This is a genomic window from Streptomyces antibioticus, from assembly GCF_002019855.1.
GTDB classification, from domain to species: Bacteria; Actinomycetota; Actinomycetes; order Streptomycetales; family Streptomycetaceae; genus Streptomyces; species Streptomyces antibioticus_B.
In genome coordinates, this window is the sequence record NZ_CM007717.1 from 4675559 (window position 1) to 4695868 (window position 20310).

The window sequence follows — 20310 nt, forward strand, 5'->3', positions numbered from 1 at the left end:
GCCGTTGTGTACGAGCACGCCACCTTACGCGTTCGAGGAATTCAAGAGCCGGTGCGAACGGGGCGCGAAACATGTGCGCCGCCTGTCACTCCACTCTCGGCTCTCTGTCAGCCCTCCGTCGGCCCTCTGTACCCCTCTCCTCACCCCTCCGTGTGCGCGTCGGCCGCCGTGAGGGCCGCGTCCAGGGCCGCGAGGCCCTCCTTCAACTCGGCCTCGCCGGTGTTCAGCGGCGGCACGAAGTGGGTGCGGTTCATGTTCACGAACGGCCACACGCCGGCCTGCTTGGCGGCGGCGGCGAAGGCGGCCATCGGCGCGTTGGCCTCGCCGGACGCGTTGTACGGCACCAGCGGTTCGCGGGTCTCGCGGTTCTTGACCAGTTCGAGCGCCCAGAACATGCCGACGCCGCGCACCTCGCCGACGCTCGGGTGCCGTTCGGCGAGTTCCCGCAGGCCGGGCTCGACGACGGACGCGCCCAGGTTCCGGGCGTTCTCGACGACGCCCTCCTCCGCCATGACGTTGATCGTCGCGACGGCCGCGGCGCAGGCCAGCGGGTGCCCGGAGTAGGTCAGGCCGCCGGGGTAGGCGCGCTTGCCGAAGGTCTCCGCGATGGCGCCGGAGATGGCGACGCCGCCGAGCGGGACGTATCCCGAGTTCACGCCCTTGGCGAAGGTCATCAGGTCCGGGACGACCCCGAAGAGGTCGGCGGCGAACCACTCACCGGTGCGCCCGAACCCGGCCATCACCTCGTCCAGGACGAAGACGATCCCGTACTTGTCGCAGATCTCCCGCACGCCCGCGAGATAGCCGGGCGGCGGGACCATGATCCCGGCGGTGCCGGGGACGGTCTCCAGGATGATCGCGGCGATCGTGGCGGGCCCCTCGAAGGCGATCGTCGTCTCCAGGTGCTCCAGCGCCCGCGCGCACTCCTGCTCCTCGGTCTCGGCGTAGAAGCGCGAGCGGTACAGGTACGGCGCCCAGAACCGTACGACCCCGGCGGAGCCGCTGTCGGAGGGCCAGCGACGGGGGTCGCCGGTGAGGTTGACGGCCTGCTGCGTACCGCCGTGGTACGAGCGGTAGGCCGAGAGCACCTTGGGGCGGCCGGTGTGCAGGCGGGCCATGCGGATCGCGTGCTCGACGGCGTCGGCGCCGCCGTTGGTGAAGAAGATCTTGTCCAGGTCGCCGGGGGTCCGCTCGGCGATCAGCCGGGCGGCCTCGGAGCGGGACTCGACCGCGAAGGCGGGCGCGAAGGTGGTCAGGCGCGCGGCCTGCTCCTGGATCGCGGCGACGACCTTCGGGTGCTGGTAGCCGATGTTGGTGTAGACGAGCCCGCTGGTGAGGTCGAGGTACCGCTTGCCCTCGTAGTCCCAGAAGTACGACCCCTCCGCGCCGGCCACGGCGAGCGGGTCGATGAGGTCCTGCGCTGACCAGGAGTGGAAGACGTGCGCGCGGTCGGCGGCCTTCACGGCCGCGCCGGCCCGGGGGTCGGTCTGAGGGGTCATGGCGCGAGCGTAGATGTCCGCGATGCGGAAGCGGTATCGGCGTCCTGTCTGCGGTCGGGGCCTTTCCGCGACAGGTTGTCGGGCGTGGGGGAGCGCGTGGGGGAGCGGGGAGCAGGGATTGACAGCATGCTGCATAACTGACAGCATCCTGTCATACGAAGAAACACCGGACCTTGGAGGAACGATGAGCCGCAAGCCCGTGTATCTCGCCGTGTACGACACGTTCGCCGACTGGGAGACGGGGCACGCGACGGCGTACCTCGCGCGGGGCGGGTACGAGATCCGCACCGTCGGCCCGTCCACGGACCCGGTGACCAGCATCGGCGGGCTGCGTGTCCGGCCCGACCTGGCACTGGACGACGTACGCCCCGAGGACGGCGCCCTGCTGATCCTCCCGGGCGCCGACCTGTGGGACACCTCGGACGACCTCGCGCCCTTCGCCCGCACGGCCCGCGCGTTCCTCGCCGCGGGCACGCCGGTCGCGGCGATCTGCGGGGCCACCGCGGGGCTCGCCCGCGAGGGCCTGCTCGACGACCGGGACCACACGAGCGCGGTCTCCTTCTACCTGGCCGCGACGGGCTACGACGGCGGCGGACGGTACGTCGAGAAGGACGCCGTCACCGACCGGGGCCTGATCACCGCGGGCCCCACCGAGCCGGTCGCGTTCGCCCGTGAGGTCCTCGGGCTGCTCGGGGTGTACGAGGGCGAGGTGCTGGACGCCTGGTACCGGCTGTTCCACGACTCCGACCCGGAGGCGTACGCCGTCCTGGAGAAGGCCGGGGCGCGGTGAGCGACCGGGAACCCCAGGAGTTGCTGAGCGGCAGCGCCCTCGCGGTCTTCCGCCTCAACGGCCAGTTCCTCGCCGTCGCCGAGGAACTGGCCCGCCCGGCCGGCCTCACCGCCGCCTGGTGGCAGGTGCTCGGCGCGGTGCTCGGCGAGCCGCTGCCGGTGTCCGGGATCGCCCGCGCCATGGGCATCACCCGCCAGAGCGTCCAGCGCATCGCCGACCTCCTGGTCGACCGCGGCCTGGCCGCATACCACCCCAACCCGTCCCACCGCCGAGCCAAACTCCTGGCCCCCACCCCGGAGGGCCGAACAGCGATCACCCGCATCGACCCGGGCCACGCGGCTTTCGCGACCCGCCTCTCCGAGGCATACGGCGAGCAGGACCTGGCAGCCCTGGTAGCGGGCCTGCACCGCCTGACCCGGGTCTTGGAGGAACTGGGTCCCCCGACGCCCGCCGAGCTGGAATGACCGGGTCCACCGACGGACGTCGGCCCGGTCCTGTTACGCAATCGTGGACCCCGTGTCGCCCGTCTCCCCGAAAAGGCCGATTATCCTCGCCCCGATCGCATGTGTGGGGAGAAGGTGAGGCGGCGATGGAGAAGCTGGGCCCGGGGGATCCGCAGCGGATCGGCGCCTATCGGCTGCTGGGCCGGCTCGGTGCCGGTGGGATGGGGCAGGTCTACCTCGCGCGTTCGGACCGGGGGCGGACCGTCGCGGTCAAGCTGGTGCGGACGGAACTGGCGGCCCGGGAGGAGTTCCGGGCCCGGTTCCGGCAGGAGGTGCGCAACGCCCAGCGGGTCGGTGGCTACTGGACCGCGCCCGTCCTCGACGCCGACACCGAGGCCGCCGTGCCCTGGGTCGCCACCGGCTATGTCGCGGGGCCGAGCCTCCAGCAGGTCGTCGGCACGGACTTCGGCCCGCTGCCCGAGCGTTCGGTGCGCATCCTCGGCGCCGGACTCGCGCACGCCCTCACCAACATCCACGCCGCCGGGATCGTCCACCGCGACCTCAAGCCGTCCAACGTGATGCTCACCATCGAGGGCCCCCGCGTCATCGACTTCGGTGTCGCGCGGGCCCTGGAGTCGGTGTCCGAGAGCGGTCTGACCATGACCGGCGCGGTGATCGGCTCGCCCGGTTTCATGGCGCCCGAGCAGGTCCGCGGCGAGGCGGTCACCCCGGCCAGCGACGTCTTCTGCCTGGGCTCCGTCCTCGCCTACGCCGCCACCGGCACCCTCCCCTTCGGCGGCACCGAGAGCGGAGTGCACGCCCTGCTGTTCCGGGTCGCCGAGGAGGAACCGGACCTCGAAGGCGTCCCCGGCGGCATAGCCGAGCTGGTCCGGGCCTGCCTGGCCAAGGACCCGGCGGACCGGCCCTCGCTGGCCTGGATCCTGGAGCGCACGGGCGTCCAGGACACCGTCACCGACGGCCACTCCCGTGACCCCTGGCTGCCGGGCGCGCTGGTCGCCCAGCTCGGCCGGCACGCCGTACAACTGCTGGACGCGGAGGACCCGGACGCCACGCCCGAGCACGGCGGACGGCAGGGCGACGACGCCTCCGGCGACCGGATCCGCACGATGGTCGCCCCCCGTCCGCCCCAGGCACCCGCCGCGCACCCGGCGTACGGCGGCGGCCCGCAGCAGCACCCGCAGCCCCCCGCCTTCCCCCAGCAGCACCAGCCGTCCGCCCCCTGGCCGACGACCCCCGCCCAGCACAACCCGTACACCACGCCGAACGCCCACCACTCGTACACCCCGCACAACGCGTACGCCCCGCACCCCGGCCAGCCCGCCGCCCCCGGCCGGGCCGTGCAGCCCTTCGACCCCTTCGGCCCCGCCGCCCCGCACGTCCCCGGCTTCGAGGAGCCGGAGTCGCCGCGCTGCGGCCGCGGCACCGTCCTGCTCGTGGTGATCGCCGTGATCGTGGCGCTCGCGGCCGGCGGCTCGGTGTACGCCTACCTGAACGGCGACGACGGCGGGACCACGGCCACCCCGACCGGCGCCCGTACCTCCGCCGCGGCCGGCCCGGACACCCCCGACCCCGCCGCCACGGACGAGGAGTCGGCGTCCCCGTCCCCGTCCTCCTCGAAGAAGGAGAAGGGCACGGTCCCGGACGGCTACCTCGGCGTCTGGACCGCCAGCATCGACAACGAGACCGGCAACAACACCCGCCGCCTCACCCTCACCCAGGGCGAGGTGGGCGACGCGGTCCTCACCCTGATCGCCGACGGCGACTCCTACCACTGCGAGTTCACCGCGAAGCTCGCGGCGAAGCCCAACGGCTCGGGTCCCCTGGAGATCGGCCCGTCCACGGTCACCACCGGCCGCCCCCTGTCCTCCTGCACCCCGGGCGCCGCCACCCAGATCAGCCTGCTGTCGGACGGTCGCCTCCAGCGCGTCAACGGGGAGACCGGCGAGAAACTCACCTACACCCGCCGCTGACCTCCGGCCACGGGGCCGCTCAGCGCGGCTCTGGTGGTGGCGGGGCGCCTTGTGCGGTCACGCCCGCGGGGCCCTGGGCCGGTGGGTCGTTCAGCGTGGCTCTGGGGGTTGCTGGCGTGGCATGTTCGGCCGGGCGCTCGCCCCCGGCGGTAGCGGGAAGCGCCCCGTCCTGGCGGTGCGGTCGGCCGCGCCCGCCGCCGCCCCGGCCGGTGGGTCGTTCAGCGTGGTTCCGGTGGTCGTTGGCGTGGCATGTTCGGTCTGGCGTTCGTCCCCGGTGGCAGTGGGAAGCGGCCCGGGCCGCCGGTGCCCTCCGCCCGGCCCCCGAAGCCGTTCGCCGCCTGGATGCCGAGCGGCGCCGACCCGGTCCTGAACTCGACCATCCAGTCCGCCGTCTCCGCGCGCACCAGCTCGGTCATGTCCTCGGAGAACCTGCGCAGCACCCCCAGGCACCGCTCCGCCGCCTCGCTCGCCGTCCCCTCCGCCGGGCCCAGCACCTCCCGCACCCCCTCCGACGCCCAGTCGAACTGGAGCACCTGGAGCCTGCGCTGCACCGCCTGCGCCGTCGCCACGTCCCGCATCCACCCGGACGTCACCCCGAAGAACCGGTCCACCCCCACACACGCCACCGCCACCAGCAGCGCCAGATACCCCCACGGCGCCGACCCGCTCAGCACCCCGGTCAGATCCAGCAGCGGCAGCGCCGCCCCGGTCACCGCCCCCGCCGCCGCCCCGCCGCGCAGCGCCCGCGCGCCGCGCCGCTTCCACACCCGGTCGGAGAGATACCAGGCCGCGGTCTGGAGCGCCCCGCGCTCCACCCACCGGTACAGCTCGTCCAGCCGCTCCGCGGGCTCGCCCCAGTCCCCGAGCGGCAGCGTCCGCCCGGTCAGATCGCCCGGCCGCAGCCCGGCCGCGCCCTCACCGCCCCGCCCGTCCTGAGGCGGACCCTCGGGCTGCATCTCCGGCTGCTGCGCCACCCGGCACTCCCAACTGATCCCGACTGATCCCGAACTGATCCCGACTGATCCGACCGATCCCGGCCAGTCACGACTGATCCCGGCCGATCCCGGCCGACTCGGCCTGTCCCGAACGGAACGCGAACGGAACGCGAACCGAACGCGAGCCGAACACGGCCGACCGTCACCGATCACGGACGGTGACGCCGCGTGGGACTCCCGTGACGTCCGATGACACCGATACTGCTGATGCTCCGGATCCTTCCTACCGCCCAATGGGTGGCGAAGAGGAAGGTTTCGCCTGCTTTCCGCCCGGAAGTGGGCCTTGATCAGGTATACGCCGCCGGGTGAACTCACTCGAAAGAGTGCTGGGGCGACACCCGCACAGAGCACGTAGGCTCGTGCCAGGCGGGAAAACCCGCCCCCGACGGCGGTACGGAACAGGAGCTGATCGTGATTCCCGGTGGTGGCCAGCCCAATATGCAGCAGCTCCTCCAGCAGGCCCAGAAGATGCAGCAGGACCTGGCCCGCGCCCAGGAGGAACTGGCGAACACCGAGGTCGACGGCCAGGCGGGCGGCGGTCTGGTGCGGGCCACGGTCACCGGCTCCGGCGAACTGCGCGGGCTGCGGATCGACCCCAAGGCGGTGGACCCGGAGGACACCGAGACCCTCGCCGACCTGATCGTCGCCGCCGTCCACGCGGCCAACGAGAACGCGCAGACGCTCCAGCAGCAGAAGCTCGGCCCGCTCGCCCAGGGCCTCGGCGGCGGCGGTATTCCCGGGCTGCCTTTCTAAGACCGGCCTCCCCCAACTACCGTACGTTCTCAACGAACCCAGGAAGGACGGCAGTCCGTTGTACGAAGGCGTGGTCCAGGACCTCATCGACGAACTGGGGCGGCTGCCCGGCGTCGGTCCCAAGAGCGCGCAGCGGATCGCCTTCCACATCCTCCAGGCGGAGCCCACCGACGTACGGCGTCTCGCGCAGGCCCTGATGGAGGTCAAGGCGAAGGTCCGCTTCTGCGCCACCTGCGGCAATGTCGCGCAGGAGGAGCTGTGCGGGATCTGCCGCGACCCGCGCCGCGACCTCACGGTCATCTGCGTCGTGGAGGAGCCGAAGGACGTCGTCGCGATCGAGCGGACCCGCGAGTTCCGCGGCAAGTACCACGTGCTGGGGGGCGCGATCAGCCCGATCGAGGGTGTCGGACCCGACGACCTGCGGATACGAGAACTTCTCGCGCGGTTGGCCGACGGTTCGGTCACGGAGCTGATCCTGGCCACCGATCCGAACCTGGAGGGCGAGGCCACCGCGACGTACCTCGCCCGCATGATCAAGCCCATGGGCCTGAAGGTCACCCGCCTGGCCAGCGGCCTCCCGGTGGGTGGCGACCTGGAATACGCGGACGAGGTCACTCTCGGCCGCGCCTTCGAGGGGAGACGACTCCTAGATGTCTGACGCCACGCTGCACGCGACCGAGCAGAACCCGGACGACTTCGCGGTCCAGATCGCGGACCAGGTGGAGAGCTTCCTGGTCGCGGTGACGGAGGTAGCGAAGGGCGACGAACCGGGCTCCGCCGTGCCCTTCCTCCTGCTGGAGGTCTCCCAGCTCCTGCTGGCCGGCGGCCGCCTCGGCGCCCACGAGGACATCGTCCCCGACGAGCGCTACGAGCCCGACCCCGGCTTCGAACCGGACGTGGACGAACTGCGCGAGAACCTCGCCCGGCTGCTGGACCCGGTCGACATCTACTCCGAGGTCTTCGACCCCTACGAGCCCCGCAGGGCCCCCGTGCCGGCCCGGATCTCCGACGACCTCGCCGACGTCATCGCCGACCTGCGCCACGGCATGGTCCACTACAAGGCCGGCCGCACCACCGAGGCGCTGTGGTGGTGGCAGTTCTCCTACTTCTCCAACTGGGGCTCCACGGCCTCGGCCACCCTCCGCGCCCTGCACTCGGTCCTGGCCCACATCCGCCTGGACCAGCCCCTCCAGGAACTCGACGGCCTCGACACCGACCAGGCCACGATGGGCGACGAAACCCTGGAATTCGAGGCGGGCCAGGTCATGGCCCAGGAAATCGGCGGCCAACTGGGCCTGCGCTCCCCCTCGACGCCCTGATGGCCGTCGTCGAAGTCAGCGGAGCGGAGATCGACTCGCCCGAGAAGTTCCACAGGGTCCTGGCGCGAGAGCTGGACTTCGGCCCCTACTACGGGGCGAATCTCGCAGCCCTGTGGGATCGCCTCTCCACGGACGTCGAAAGACCCGTCGAGCTCATCTGGCGGGACGCGGAGACCAGCAGAGACGCCATGGGCGCATCCGCGTTCGGCGACCTGCGGGATCTTCTGCTGCGCGTTCAGGCGCAGGACGAGGATTTCGGGTGGCAGGACCGCTTCACGGTGAGATTCGCATAACGGGTGGCGTGGGCGCCGCGTCCGTCCGGGAGGCGTTCCCCGGCGGGGCCCGGTAAGGGTTGAGACCTAGCGCACAGCCTCACTCGTCGATCGCTGGGCAGGGAGATCATCGGGCGGGCGTCCGGGCATCTCACGATGCGGTACTCGGGGGGTGGAATCCGGGCGCTCGTTAGACTGAGCCGACCGCGGTACAACGGCGTATGTGCGGAAAAGGGACGAACTGAGCGAGGAGCGCACGTGGGCCTTGTCGTGCAGAAGTACGGAGGCTCCTCCGTAGCCGATGCCGAGGGCATCAAGCGCGTCGCCAAGCGAATCGTGGAAGCGAAGAAGAACGGCCACCAGGTGGTCGTCGTCGTTTCCGCGATGGGCGACACGACGGACGAGCTGATCGATCTCGCCGAGCAGGTGTCACCGATGCCTGCCGGACGTGAGTTCGACATGCTGCTGACCGCCGGAGAGCGGATCTCCATGGCGCTGCTGGCCATGGCGATCAAAAACCTGGGTCACGAGGCCCAGAGCTTCACCGGCAGCCAGGCAGGCGTCATCACCGACTCGGTCCACAACAAAGCCCGGATCATCGATGTCACGCCGGGCCGCATCCGGGAGTCGCTGGACCGGGGCAACATCGCCATCGTCGCCGGCTTCCAGGGCGTCAGCCAGGACAAGAAGGACATCACCACGCTCGGCCGCGGTGGCAGTGACACCACGGCCGTCGCCCTCGCCGCCGCGCTCGACGCCGAGGTCTGCGAGATCTACACCGACGTCGACGGTGTGTTCACCGCCGACCCGCGGGTGGTCAAGAAGGCCCGGAAGATCGACTGGATCGCCTTCGAGGACATGCTGGAGCTGGCCGCGTCCGGCTCCAAGGTGCTGCTCCACCGCTGTGTGGAGTACGCCCGCCGTTACAACATCCCGATCCATGTGCGGTCCAGCTTCAGCGGACTTCAGGGCACCTGGGTCAGCAGTGAGCCCATTCAGCGAGGGGATCAGAAGGTGGAGCAGGCCATCATCTCCGGTGTCGCGCACGACACCTCCGAGGCCAAGGTCACGGTCGTCGGCGTGCCGGACAAGCCGGGCGAGGCCGCCGCGATCTTCCGGACGATCTCGGACGCCGAGATCAACATCGACATGATCGTGCAGAACGTGTCCGCCGCCTCCACGGGCCTGACGGACATCTCCTTCACCCTCCCCAAGGCAGAGGGCCGCAAGGCCATCGACGCCCTGGAGAAGAACAAGGCCGGCATCGGCTTCGACTCCCTGCGCTACGACGACCAGATCGGCAAGATCTCCCTGGTCGGCGCCGGGATGAAGACCAACCCGGGCGTCACGGCCGACTTCTTCACCGCCCTGTCGGACGCGGGCGTGAACATCGAGCTGATCTCGACCTCCGAGATCCGCATCTCGGTCGTCACCCGCGCCGACGACGTCAACGAGGCCGTGCGCGCCGTGCACACCGCCTTCGGACTCGACTCCGACAGCGACGAGGCCGTCGTCTACGGAGGCACCGGACGTTGACCCCCGGGACGTCGGACGCGCGGACGTCCCGGCCGACGCTCGCGGTCGTGGGAGCGACCGGAGCCGTCGGCACGGTCCTGCTCCGGATCCTCTCCCAGCGGGCGGACATCTGGGGCGAGATCCGTCTCGTCGCCTCACCGCGCTCGGCCGGCCGCAAGCTGGCCGTGCGCGGCACGGAGACCGAGGTGCTGGCCCTGTCGGAGGACGTCTTCGACGGGGTCGACATCGCGCTGTTCGACGTACCGGACGAGATCGCCGCGCACTGGGCCCCGGTCGCCGCGGCCCGGGGCGCGGTCGTCGTGGACAACTCCGGGGCCTTCCGGATGGACCCGGACGTGCCGCTGGTCGTCCCCGAGGTCAACCCGCACGCCGTGCACGCGCGGCCCCGCGGGATCGTCGCCAACCCCAACTGCACCACCCTGTCGATGATCGTCGCCCTGGGCGCGCTGCACGCCTCGTACGGACTGCGCGAGCTGGTGGTGTCGTCGTACCAGGCGGTCAGCGGGGCCGGGCGGGCCGGGGTGGAGACACTGCGGCAGCAGATGGCGCTGGTCGCGGGCACCGAGCTGGGCACCCACCCCGGTGACGTGCGGCGGGCGGTCGGGGACAACACCGGGCCGTTCCCGGAGCCGGTCGCGCTGAACGTCGTCCCGTGGGCCGGGACGGCGTGCGAGGGCGGCTGGTCGTCGGAGGAGATGAAGGTGCGGGACGAGTCCCGCAAGATCCTCGGGCTGCCGAAGCTGCCGGTGGCCGTGACCTGCGTACGGGTCCCGGTCGTCACCACCCACTCGCTGACCGTGCACGCCCGTTTCCAGGACGAGGTCACGGTCCACGGGGCCCGCGAGGTCCTCGCCACCGCGCCCGGGGTCGTCCTCTTCGACAACCCCGAGGCGGGGGAGTTCCCGACGCCCGCCGACGTGGTGGGCACCGACCCGACCTGGGTGGGCCGGGTGCGCCGGGCGCTGGACGACCCGACGGCCCTGGAGCTGTTCGTCTGCGGGGACAATCTGCGCAAGGGGGCCGCGCTGAACGCCGCGCAGATCGCCGAGCTGGTGGCGGCGGAACGGGTGTGACGGCGGGTGCGGACACGGGTGCGGGAACGGGTGCGGGCACAGGTGTGAGGCGGTCGATGGCGCTGATCACTTGTATCGGACACCTTTGACGTCCGAAGATTGGCCCTCGATGATTTCTCCCCGTTCTCCGCAACCGTGCGCCGGGCGGGGAGCGTCTTTGCCGTCACCCTCCGGGTGGCGCAGGGGTGTGCACGATCACAGCGGGGACGCGGTGATCCGGGCGTGGGGGCGCTCGTACATATGCGGTATATGCCATATAGGGGAAGAGCGGGACGGATGAGAACGGTGCCGGTTTCGCGGTGCGCCGCGAAAGGGACGGCAGACGCGTACAACCCCTGTGGGGGGACGCGTGTCCAACTGGCGTGGCAGAGGTACTCGACTTCCCCGCGGCGACCCGCGGCACGGCTCTACGGCCGCCCCGCGTCGCCCTCCGCCCCCGCGTGCCAGGGGCACCCGGCGGCATGCCGGTGATCGCGCCCATGCCCGCCGCGCGGCCCGCCCGCATACCCAGCCAGCGTGACGGCGCCGAGGAGACCGTGGCCGCCGGGACGACCGTCGACCACCTCACCGAGACCTACCGGGCGCACTACCGCTCGCTGCTCGGCCTCGCCGCCCTCCTCCTCGACGACACCGCCTCCTGCGAGGACGTCGTCCAGGAGGCGTTCATCCGCGTCCACTCCGCGCGCAAGCGGGTCCGCGACCCGGAGAAGACGCTCGCCTATCTGCGCCAGACCGTCGTCAACCTCTCCCGCTCCGCCCTGCGCCGCCGCATCCTCGGACTGAAACTGCTGTCCAAGCCGATGCCGGACATGGCCAGCGCGGAGGAGGGCGCCTACGACCAGTTGGAGCGCGACTCGCTGATCAAGGCGATGAAGGGACTCCAGCGCCGCCAGCGCGAGGTCCTCGTACTGCGCTACTTCGCGGACATGACGGAGGCCCAGGTCGCCCAGACCCTCGGCATCTCCCTCGGCTCGGTCAAGGCGTACGGCTCCCGCGGCATCGCGGCCCTGCGCATAGCCATGGAGGCCCCGGCGTGAGCGACCATCCCGAGGGACGCGACACCCCCGAGCCTCCCGAACGACACGACTCCGACACCACCGGCTCCGCGTCGGTGCCACGCACCGAGCCGCTCGACGGTCCCGACTCCGACGCAGGCTCCACATCGCTCACGGGGCCGCGCCCCGAGGCGCCGGCTGCGTCGCCCACCGGGCCGTCGGTCAGCTCGCCCGCCGAGGCGCCGGGCGCGCCCGATTCCGACGCGCGCTCCGCATCACCCACAGGCCCGCGCCCCGAGACGCCGGGCGCGTCGTCCACCGAGCCGCCGTCCCCCTCGCGCCCCGGCGCGCCGGGTGCGGCCGATTCCGCCGGGCGGCGGTCCGCTCCGTTCGCCGGGTTCGGGTCGGTGTCCGGCCCGTCCGTCGCGTCCCCCCGACAGCCGAACCCCTCGCACGCTGGGAACTCAACCGTGAACCACCACCTCGACGACCAGGGCCCCGAAGGGCTCGACTCGGACGAGCTGGCACTGCGCCGGATGCTGCACCAGGCGGTCCAGGAGATGGAACCGCGCGACGGGACGCTGGACCAGCTCCGGCGCGCCGTCCCCGCCCGCCGGGCCCGTAAGCGGCAGGCCGCCGTCGGTATGGCCGCCGCGGCCCTCTTCGTCGGCACCGCCGTCCCGGCCGTGCTCCATGTCTCGGGCGCGGGCGGCTCCGACGCCAACCCTTCCATCGCCGGCCAGGCATCCCAGGCGCAGGGGGGCGCGAGTCAGGGCAAGGGCCCGGACGGCGGCTCCTCGGGCAAGGCCGGCGACTCCTCCGGTACGACCGGTGAGCAGGACCAGGGCGGCGCCACCGACACCGGGCAGACCAAGGGCACGGACAGCACCGGCGCCGGCAGCGGCACCGACCCCGACGCCACCTCGGCCGCCTCCGCCCCGGCGTGCACACCGGCCCAGCTCGGCTCCGGCGGCTCCACGGTCGCCGTCCCCGACGCGGGCGGCGTCGTCTACGGCAGCTTCCGTGTCAGCAACATCTCCACCACCGGCTGCACCGTCGGCGGTGCCGTCTCCCTGACGACCGCCGCCCTGGGCGCGGCCGACGCCACGAAGATCAGCGTGGTGACGCACGCCTCCGGGGACGCCGCGGCCGCCCTGCCCGACCCCTCCCTGTACGTGGGCCCGTACCTGCTGGCGCCGGGCTCCGCCTACGACGTGAAGTTCGCCTTCGTGCCCTCCGAGACCTGCCCGAGCACGGGCGGCACCACCGGGGGCGGCACCGGCGGCGCGTCCTCCCCCTCGCCCTCACCGAGCGAGCCGGTCAGCACCACCGGGGACACCGGCACCGGCACCACGGCCCAGTTCTTCACCGAGGACGGTCCGGCCGACGGCAGCGTGGTCGTCACCCACACGGCCGAGGGCGGCGGCCCGTCGGTCTCCGCGACGGTGCCGGGCGCCTGCGCGGGCACGGTCTACCGGACGGGCGTACTCGCCTCGTCCTGAGCCTTCTCCGGTACGGCGGTCGTGGCGGCGGCCGGGGCGGGGCTCTCCGCGGGAGCGATCCCGAGAGCCGCGTCCCGGGCGAACTCCACCTCGCGCCGCAGCAGCCGGAACCACATGAACACCACGAACCCGGCGAACACGAACCACTCACCGGTGTAGCCGAGGTTCTGGAACGCCTTCAGATCGAGGCCGGTGCCCGGTGTCGTACCCGCCGGCACGGTCGTCATCCCCCGGTCGGCGGTGGCCAGGGTCACCCAGGCGTCGTAGACGTCGTACGGCACGAGGTTGACGAGGGACGCGGCGCTGATCGCCGCCGTCTGCCCGGCCGGGAGGCCGCCGCGCGCGCTCACGCCGTTGTCGCCGGGCTGTTCGGACGCCTGGAGCGCGCCGGTGACGGTGACCTCGCCGGCGGGCGCCGCCGGGACCTTCGCGCCCTCGGGGCTGCCCGGCAGCCAGCCGCGCACGACCGGCAGCGCCTCGCCGCCGTCGGTGCGGAGCAGGCCGAGGACGTAGAAACCGCTGCGGCCGTCGACCTCGCGGTCGGGCACCACGAGCTGCTCGGCGTACCGGCCCGTGGCCGTGACCTGCTTGCCCGCGGTCGCCTTGTCCACCGGGAGCAGTTCGGCGAGCGGCCGGGCCGGGTCCGTACGGGCGGCCTCGGCCCGTTCCTTCGCCACGCGCGAGTCGTCGACCCGCGACTCGAACCGGCTGAGCTGCCAGGAACCCATGAACACGCAGAAGGGGATGGCCAGCAGCACGAAGACGTTGATCCCCCACCAGCGGGGCGTCAGCAGGAACCGGTACACGCCCCCCACGGTACGGGGCGGCCGGGCGTGACCGGGTGGCGGGGGTGAGAGCTTGGTGCGAACTCGTCCACAGGCTGGGTGCGACGTGGATCGTTTGTCGGCGCGGGCGGGCAGTATGGGGCCATGACTGAGAGCAACGGGTCCGCCGCGCCGGAGCGGACCGAGGAGATGCCAGCCTGGGAGAAGCGCTTCCGGGCGCCCCGGGTGTCCCTGCCCGACTGGGCGGAGGACGCGCCGGACCGCTCCCTGTTCGTGTCCAACGCGACGGGGACGTACGAGCTGTATGCCTGGGAGCGCGCCACCGGGGAGCAGCGCCAGGTGACGAACCGGGCGAACGGCACGACGGACGGAGTGCTCTCGCCGGACGGCGCGTGGATCTGGTGGTTCGACGACAAGGACGGCGACGAGTTCGGCGTCTGGCGCCGCCAGCCCTTCGAGGGCGGCGAGGACGAACTGGCCACGCCGGGACTCGACCCCTCCTACCCGGCGGGCCTCGCCCTCGGCCGGGACGGGCGGACGGCCGTGGTGGGCCGTTCCACCGACGAGGACGGTACGACGATCCATGTCGCGCGGACCGGCGAGCCGCCGTTCGAGCTGTACCGCCACCGGGAGTCGGCGGGTGTCGGCGACCTCTCCCACGACGGCCGGCTGATCGCCGTCGAGCACACCGAGCACGGCGACGCGATGCACTCCGCGCTGCGCGTGCTGCGCCCCGACGGCACCACGGTCGCCGAGCTGGACGACACCGAGGGCGGCACCCGGGAACTGGGCCTGGAGGTCCTGGGCTTCGCGCCCGTGGACGGCGACACCCGGCTGCTCATCGGGCATCAGCGGCGGGGCCGCTGGGAGCCCCTGGTGTGGGACGTGGCGTCGGGCACGCAGACGGACCTGGCGCTGGACCTGCCGGGCGACGTCAGCGCCGAGTGGTATCCGGACGGCTCGGGCCTGCTGATCGTGCACAGCTTCGAGGCGCGCAGCGAGCTGTTCCGCTACGACTTCTCGGGCGGCGGCCTGGAGAAGGTGCCGACTCCGGCGGGCACGGTCTCCGGGGCGACGGCCCGGCCGGACGGCAGCGTGGAGTACCTGTGGTCCTGCGCCGCCCAGCCGCCCACCGTGCGCTCCACGGCGGGCGGTACGGTCCTCGACCCGCCCGGCATGAAGTCGCCCGGCTCGGTGCCGGTGGAGGACGTGTGGGTGGAGGGCCCCGGCGGCCGTATCCACGCCCTCGTACAGAAGCCGGCCGGGGCCACCGGTCCGCTGCCCACCGTGTTCGACATCCACGGCGGCCCGACCTGGCACGACAGCGACGCGTTCGCGGCGGCGCCCGCGGCCTGGGTGGACCACGGCTACGCGGTGATCCGCGTCAACTACCGCGGCTCCACCGGGTACGGCCGGGCCTGGACGGACGCGTTGAAGGTCCGGGTCGGCCTGATCGAGCTGGAGGACATCGAGGCGGTACGGCAGTGGGCGGTCTCCTCCGGCCTCGCCGACCCCGCCCGGCTGATCCTCACCGGCGGCTCCTGGGGCGGCTACCTCACCCTCCTCGGCCTGGGCGTCCAGCCCGACGCGTGGGCGCTGGGCATCGCCGCGGTCCCGGTCGCCGACTACGTCACGGCCTACCACGACGAGATGGAGGCCCTGAAGGCGATGGACCGCACCCTCCTCGGCGGCACCCCCGAGGAGGTCCCCGACCGCTTCGAGGCGTCCTCCCCCCTCACCTACGTCGACCAGGTCACCGCCCCGGTCTACATCTCCGCCGGCGTCAACGACCCCCGCTGCCCCATCCGCCAGATCGACAACTACGTCAAACGCCTGGAACAACGAGGCGCCGAACACGAGGTCTACCGCTACGACGCGGGCCACGGCTCCCTGGTCGTCGACGAACGCATCAAACAGGTCCGCCTGGAACTCGACTTCGCCGAACGCCATCTGGGGGTGCCGGGGAGGTAGGGCACGGGCGACCCCGGGCGGGCCCCGGCGCTCGGCCTCGGGCGCCCCGGCCGTCGGGGCTGCGCTTGGTCGGGGCGGCACGGTGGCTCCGGTGGTACGGCGGGGCGGGCGGCGCCGGGCGGGCCCCGGTGCCCGGCGCCGGCCGTCCCGGCACGGTGCCGGGTCGTCCCGGAGCCCCGTTCCGGCAGATCCGGGGCTCTGGCGCGGCCGCGGCGCCCGGTATTTCCGCGCTTCCCGAGGTCTCGCTGAGGGCGTCCCCACCGTCGGTCGGTCCGGCCGCTCCGCGAGGCCCTGCCAGGGCCGTGGGTGCGCGGTCGTCTGCCCGGTACGTCCGGCACTGCCCGAGGTCTCGCCGAGGGAGCGCCCGCCGCGGGTCGGCCTGGCCGGGGCCGTGGGTGCGAGGTCGTGCCGCCCGGTGCTTCCGGCGCTCCCCGAGGTCTCGCCGAGGGCGTCCCCGCCGCCGGTCGGACCGGCCGCTCCGCGGGGCCGCGTCGGGGCCGTGGGCGCGCGGTCGTACCGTCCGGAACTACACGCGGCCTGCGCCCCGGCCCCGGCGGCCCAATAGTTCCGCCAGGCCCCGGCGGGTGGCGGCCAGGACTACTCGGTCCTCGTCGCGGAGGACGTAGGTGTCGGGGAGTTGCCAGATCAGGCCCGAGCCGCCGTGGCCCTCCTGGCCCGTGTCCAGGGCCAGGATGCGCCAGCGGCCCGCCCGGAACGCCTCGCCGACCGTGCGGCCGGTCAGTTGGGCGTGTTCGCCGACGACCAGTGCGGCGAAGAGCAGGACGCGGCGCTCCACCGGGATCGCCCCCAGGATCTGGCGGCCCATCATCGCCCCGGCGAAGGACGGCGCCGCCAGGTGCGACACGCTGCGGCTCCGGGTCAGCGCCTGCGGGTGCGCGGCCCGCAGGGTGCGGTACACCGCCGTCGCGAAGTCGTCGTCGTACAGCCGCAGCACCACCCGCAGATCGGGCCGCAGCGTACGGGCGTACAGCGCGGCCTCCAGGTTCGTGGTGTCGGAGCTGGTCACCGCGAGCAGCGCGTGCGCGCGGTGGATCTTCGCCGCCTCCAGCACCCCTTCCTGCGTGACGTCCCCCAGCACCACCGGCACCCGCAGCCGCCGCGCCACCGCGACCCCGCGCGCCTCGGGCCCGGCCTCGACGCACACCACGGGGATCTCCAGCTCCCGCAGCCGGATCAGCACCCGGGTGCCGATCTTCCCCAGCCCGAGCAGCACCACATGTCCGCCCAGCCCGCGCGGGGGCCGCCGTACCGCCGCCGGTCCGCGGAAGGTGCCCAACGCCTCCAGGACCGCCGCCAGCAGCACCGGCAGCAGCAGCAACCCCATGAGCCCGGTGAGGAGTTGCAGCACCTGCCGGGCCGTGGAGGCCCCGACCGCCGGTTCGTTGATCGCGAACAGGTCCAGCAGCGTCAGATACAGCGCCCCCAGCGGATGCACCCCGGTCACCAGCCCCAGCGCCACCGCCAGCGCGAGCACACACCCCACGAGCCCGGCCAGCGACCACCGCAGCCGCCGTGAGAACAGCGAGGCGAACGGCACCACCCCGCCCCGCCGCCCGGACGACAGCGCGGACCCCGCCGAGTACGACACCTGCTCCAGCACCACCGAACCGCGCCGCCCGGCCGCCGCCCGCTCCGCCGCCGCGTCCGGCAGCAACTGCGGCCCCTGGTCGCCGCTGTCCTCCGAACCGTCCGCGTAGGCAGGGTCGTTGCCGGGCGCGGAGAGCAGCGCGAGCGTGGCGAGGCCGTCCGGTTCGGCGCTCTCCCCGGGGCCGGGCGCGGGACGTTCCACGGCCCGCAGCATCAGCCCGTCCGTCTGCACGACCCGCGTGGTCCCGACGACGGCGGCCGCGGCCAGCGCGGGCGCGGCGGTGACCGAGTCGGACAGGACGGTCGTGGAGGCGTCCCCGATCCCGGCCCCCGGCTCGTCGCCGTACACCAACGTGGCCGCCTGGTCGAGCAGTTCGGAGATGTGCGCGCCGAGCCGACGGTTGTAGAGCCGCAGGACGAGCCGCAGCCTCGGGTTGAGCCGGCGGGCGGTGAGCGCGGCCCGGATGTTGGTCTCGTCGTCGTCGTACACGAGCGCCAGCGCCGCCGCCCGCTGCACGCCCGCCTCGGCGAGCACCGCCTCGGTGGCCTCCACCGCCTCCAACGTCCGCTCCCCGCCGCCCGGTTCACCCCCGGAGGGTGCGGTGCCGTTGCCGCCGCCCGCCCGGCTGACGGCCGCGCTCACCATGCGGTCGAGCAGCGCCGCGGACACCGAACGGGCCCGCCCCACCACCGGCGGCCGCGCCGCCCGGTCGGCGGGCGGTACGACGAGGGTGACCTGCTCCTCGTAGACTCCCCGCAGTTCGGCGGCGAGCCGGTGCGCGAGTCCGTCGTCGCCGCACACCACCATGTGCGCTCCGGCGCCGCCCGGCGCCCGGCCCTGATTCGGAAGGCTCCCCACGAGGGAGAAGACTGCCTCACCCGGCCGGCAGGTTCCACGCCGGAGGTGAACATGCGGTGTGCAACGACCGTATGCAGGGGGAGCCGAGGCGACTGACAGACGGAGGTGTTCAGGACGTGGCCGTCACCGAAAAGGCCCCGCGCCACGATCCGCCGCGCGACGACCCACCGCGCGACGAGCCCCCGTCACCGCAGCCCCCGGCACCGCCGCGGCTGTCCTCCCCCCTCGTCCTCACCCTCGTCCTGGTCCTCCTCGTCCTGCTCCAGAGCCCCGTCCGCCGCGCCCTGTCCGCCCCCGTGATGCAGAGCTGGACCACGGTGTTCGTGGCGGTCGTGCTCCAGGCGATGCCCTTCCTGGTGCTCGGCGTCCTGCTGTCGGCGGCCATCGCGGTCTACGTCCCGCCGTCCTTCTTCGCCCGCGCGCTCCCCTCCCGCCCGGCCCTCGCCGTACCGGTCGCCGGGGTCGCGGGCGCGGTGCTGCCCGGCTGCGAGTGCGCCTCGGTCCCGGTGGCCGGCGCCCTGGTCCGCCGGGGCGTGACCCCCGCCGCCGCGCTCGCCTTCCTGCTCTCCGCCCCCGCCATCAACCCGATCGTGCTGACGGCGACCGCGGTGGCCTTCCCGCGCAACCCCGAGATGGTCGTGGCCCGGTTCGCCGCCAGCCTCCTCGTGGCCTGCGCGATGGGCTGGCTGTGGCAGCGGGTGGGCCGCACCGACTGGATGCGGCCCCCGGCGCACGCGCACCACGAGGGGCAGACCAAGGGCGCCGCGTTCTGGGGCGCGGTCCGCCACGACGTGATGCACGCGGGCGGTTTCCTGGTGGTGGGCGCGATGGCGGCGGCCACCCTGAAGGCGGTCGCCCCGGAGAGCTGGCTGCGCACGGCCGCCGACAACCCGGTGATCGCGGTCCTCGCCCTGGCCGTCCTCGCCGTCGTCCTGTCCATCTGCTCGGAGGCGGACGCGTTCGTCGCCGCGTCCCTCACCCAGTTCTCGCTGACGGCCCGGCTGGCGTTCCTGGTCGTGGGCCCGATGATCGACCTCAAGCTGTTCGCGATGCAGGCGGGCACCTTCGGCCGCGCCTTCGCCCTGCGCTTCGCGCCGATGACCTTCGTGCTGGCCGTCGCGTCCGCCGTCCTGACGGGAGCGGTCCTGCTGTGAACCGACAGTCCCAGGCCGCCGTCCTGTTCCTGCTCGGCGCGGCCCTGCTGCACGCCGGCACCACCGACCTCTACCTGCGCTACGTCAAGTCCGGCCTGCGCCCGCTGGTGCTGGCCGCCGGCGCGGTCCTGATCGTCACGGCGCTGGCGACGGTCCGGTACGAACGCCGACGCGCGAAGGAGGAGGTGCCCCCCGAGTCCCACCCCGAGCCCCGCGTCTCCTGGCTGCTCGTCCTCCCCCTGCTCGCCCTGATCCTCGTCGCCCCGCCCGCCCTCGGCTCCTACAGCGCGACCCGCACCGGCACCGCCCTCCAGGAACCCCTCGCCTACCCGCCGCTCCCCGCCACCGGCCCGCTGAGCCTGAGCCTCGTCGACTACGCGGGCCGTGCCGTCTACGACCACGGCCGCACCCTCGCGGGCCGCGAGGTCCGGGTCACCGGGTTCGTGGCCCTCGACCACGACGGCACCCCGTATCTGATCCGCATGGCCCTCAACTGCTGTGCCGCGGACGCCCAGCCGGTCAAGGTCGCCCTGTCCGGCAGCATCCCGCCGGTGCTCCAGCCGGACACCTGGCTCACCGTCACCGGCACCTACACCCCGCGCCGCGTCGAGGACCCGGTCAACGGCGGGCCGATCCCGTTCCTGAAGGTGACCGCCGCCGAGCCGGTGAAGGCACCCCGGGACCCGTACGACGAGTCCTGGAACAACTGAGCACCCCCTGACCTGCCGGTTCGCGCGACCGCCGGGTACTGTCGGCCTCGTCGGC

The 20310-nt window shown here is 73.1% G+C and carries 18 protein-coding genes; 14 read left to right on the forward strand and 4 right to left on the reverse strand.

What is annotated here, in order from left to right:
- Nucleotides 1–140: 140 nt before the first annotated feature.
- The gene (locus tag AFM16_RS21195; protein ID WP_078634281.1) at nt 141–1499 is read right to left on the reverse strand and encodes an aspartate aminotransferase family protein; all 1359 of its coding nucleotides are present in this window, start codon (nt 1497–1499) and stop codon (nt 141–143) included.
- A gap of 184 nt (nt 1500–1683) precedes the next feature.
- Between AFM16_RS21195 and AFM16_RS21200 the strand changes: the two genes are divergently transcribed.
- The 3 genes from AFM16_RS21200 to AFM16_RS21210 all read left to right on the forward strand — a co-directional run bounded on the left by AFM16_RS21200 (nt 1684) and on the right by AFM16_RS21210 (nt 4723).
- Nucleotides 1684–2289, forward strand: a complete 606-nt coding sequence (locus AFM16_RS21200; protein WP_078634282.1) for a type 1 glutamine amidotransferase family protein — start codon at nt 1684–1686, stop codon at nt 2287–2289.
- On the forward strand, nt 2286–2753 hold the full coding sequence (locus AFM16_RS21205; protein ID WP_078634283.1) for a MarR family winged helix-turn-helix transcriptional regulator: 468 nt from the start codon (nt 2286–2288) through the stop codon (nt 2751–2753). Before AFM16_RS21200 ends, AFM16_RS21205 begins: the two co-directional genes overlap by 4 nt.
- 125 nt (nt 2754–2878) lie before the next feature.
- The gene (locus AFM16_RS21210) at nt 2879–4723 is read left to right on the forward strand and encodes a protein kinase domain-containing protein (RefSeq protein ID WP_078634284.1); all 1845 of its coding nucleotides are present in this window, start codon (nt 2879–2881) and stop codon (nt 4721–4723) included.
- A 218-nt stretch (nt 4724–4941) separates the two neighbouring features.
- Here the strand turns inward: AFM16_RS21210 and AFM16_RS21215 are convergent, their stop codons facing one another.
- On the reverse strand, nt 4942–5679 hold the full coding sequence (locus tag AFM16_RS21215; RefSeq protein ID WP_078637041.1) for an SLATT domain-containing protein: 738 nt from the start codon (nt 5677–5679) through the stop codon (nt 4942–4944).
- A 450-nt stretch (nt 5680–6129) separates the two neighbouring features.
- On the opposite strand from AFM16_RS21215, the gene AFM16_RS21220 reads away from it, so the two are divergent.
- The 8 genes from AFM16_RS21220 (at nt 6130) to AFM16_RS21255 (ending at nt 13168) form a co-directional block, all read left to right on the forward strand.
- Nucleotides 6130–6471, forward strand: coding sequence for a YbaB/EbfC family nucleoid-associated protein (locus tag AFM16_RS21220; protein WP_078634285.1), 342 nt, complete (start codon nt 6130–6132; stop codon nt 6469–6471).
- 58 nt (nt 6472–6529) lie between these two features.
- Nucleotides 6530–7129: a recombination mediator RecR gene (recR, locus tag AFM16_RS21225; protein WP_030782047.1), complete on the forward strand. Its 600-nt coding sequence runs from the start codon at nt 6530–6532 to the stop codon at nt 7127–7129.
- Entirely contained in the window at nt 7122–7790 is a 669-nt protein-coding gene (locus AFM16_RS21230; protein WP_078634286.1) for a DUF5063 domain-containing protein, read from the forward strand. The genes recR and AFM16_RS21230 overlap by 8 nt, the downstream gene beginning before the upstream one ends.
- Entirely contained in the window at nt 7790–8083 is a 294-nt protein-coding gene (locus tag AFM16_RS21235) for a barstar family protein (RefSeq protein WP_078634287.1), read from the forward strand. The genes AFM16_RS21230 and AFM16_RS21235 overlap by 1 nt, the downstream gene beginning before the upstream one ends.
- Nucleotides 8084–8320: 237 nt before the next feature.
- Complete coding sequence (locus AFM16_RS21240; RefSeq protein ID WP_078634288.1) at nt 8321–9598, forward strand: aspartate kinase; 1278 nt, start codon at nt 8321–8323, stop codon at nt 9596–9598.
- On the forward strand, nt 9595–10671 hold the full coding sequence (locus AFM16_RS21245; protein WP_030782057.1) for an aspartate-semialdehyde dehydrogenase: 1077 nt from the start codon (nt 9595–9597) through the stop codon (nt 10669–10671). Before AFM16_RS21240 ends, AFM16_RS21245 begins: the two co-directional genes overlap by 4 nt.
- Nucleotides 10672–11033: 362 nt before the next feature.
- Nucleotides 11034–11708 (forward strand): SigE family RNA polymerase sigma factor, encoded by a 675-nt coding sequence (locus tag AFM16_RS21250; protein WP_370628055.1) that lies wholly within the window; start codon nt 11034–11036, stop codon nt 11706–11708.
- A 428-nt stretch (nt 11709–12136) separates the two neighbouring features.
- Nucleotides 12137–13168, forward strand: coding sequence for a hypothetical protein (locus AFM16_RS21255; protein WP_078634289.1), 1032 nt, complete (start codon nt 12137–12139; stop codon nt 13166–13168).
- Here AFM16_RS21255 and AFM16_RS21260 read toward each other — a convergent pair.
- Nucleotides 13138–13974, reverse strand: a complete 837-nt coding sequence (locus AFM16_RS21260; RefSeq protein ID WP_078634290.1) for an SURF1 family protein — start codon at nt 13972–13974, stop codon at nt 13138–13140. The two genes, AFM16_RS21255 and AFM16_RS21260, sit on opposite strands and share 31 nt — an antisense overlap.
- Nucleotides 13975–14097: 123 nt before the next feature.
- On the opposite strand from AFM16_RS21260, the gene AFM16_RS21265 reads away from it, so the two are divergent.
- Nucleotides 14098–15924 carry a S9 family peptidase gene (locus AFM16_RS21265; protein WP_078634291.1) on the forward strand — a complete coding sequence of 609 codons (1827 nt, stop codon included), beginning with the start codon at nt 14098–14100 and terminating at the stop codon, nt 15922–15924.
- Between the two features lie 526 nt (nt 15925–16450).
- Here AFM16_RS21265 and AFM16_RS21270 read toward each other — a convergent pair.
- A complete protein-coding gene (locus tag AFM16_RS21270) occupies nt 16451–18340 on the reverse strand; it encodes an NAD-binding protein (protein ID WP_078634292.1) in 1890 nt (629 codons plus the stop codon).
- Nucleotides 18341–18507: 167 nt separating this feature from the next.
- On the opposite strand from AFM16_RS21270, the gene AFM16_RS21275 reads away from it, so the two are divergent.
- On the forward strand, nt 18508–19545 hold the full coding sequence (locus AFM16_RS21275; RefSeq protein ID WP_245177754.1) for a permease: 1038 nt from the start codon (nt 18508–18510) through the stop codon (nt 19543–19545).
- Nucleotides 19542–20255: a TIGR03943 family putative permease subunit gene (locus AFM16_RS21280; protein WP_030782076.1), complete on the forward strand. Its 714-nt coding sequence runs from the start codon at nt 19542–19544 to the stop codon at nt 20253–20255. Before AFM16_RS21275 ends, AFM16_RS21280 begins: the two co-directional genes overlap by 4 nt.
- Nucleotides 20256–20310: the final 55 nt, after the last annotated feature.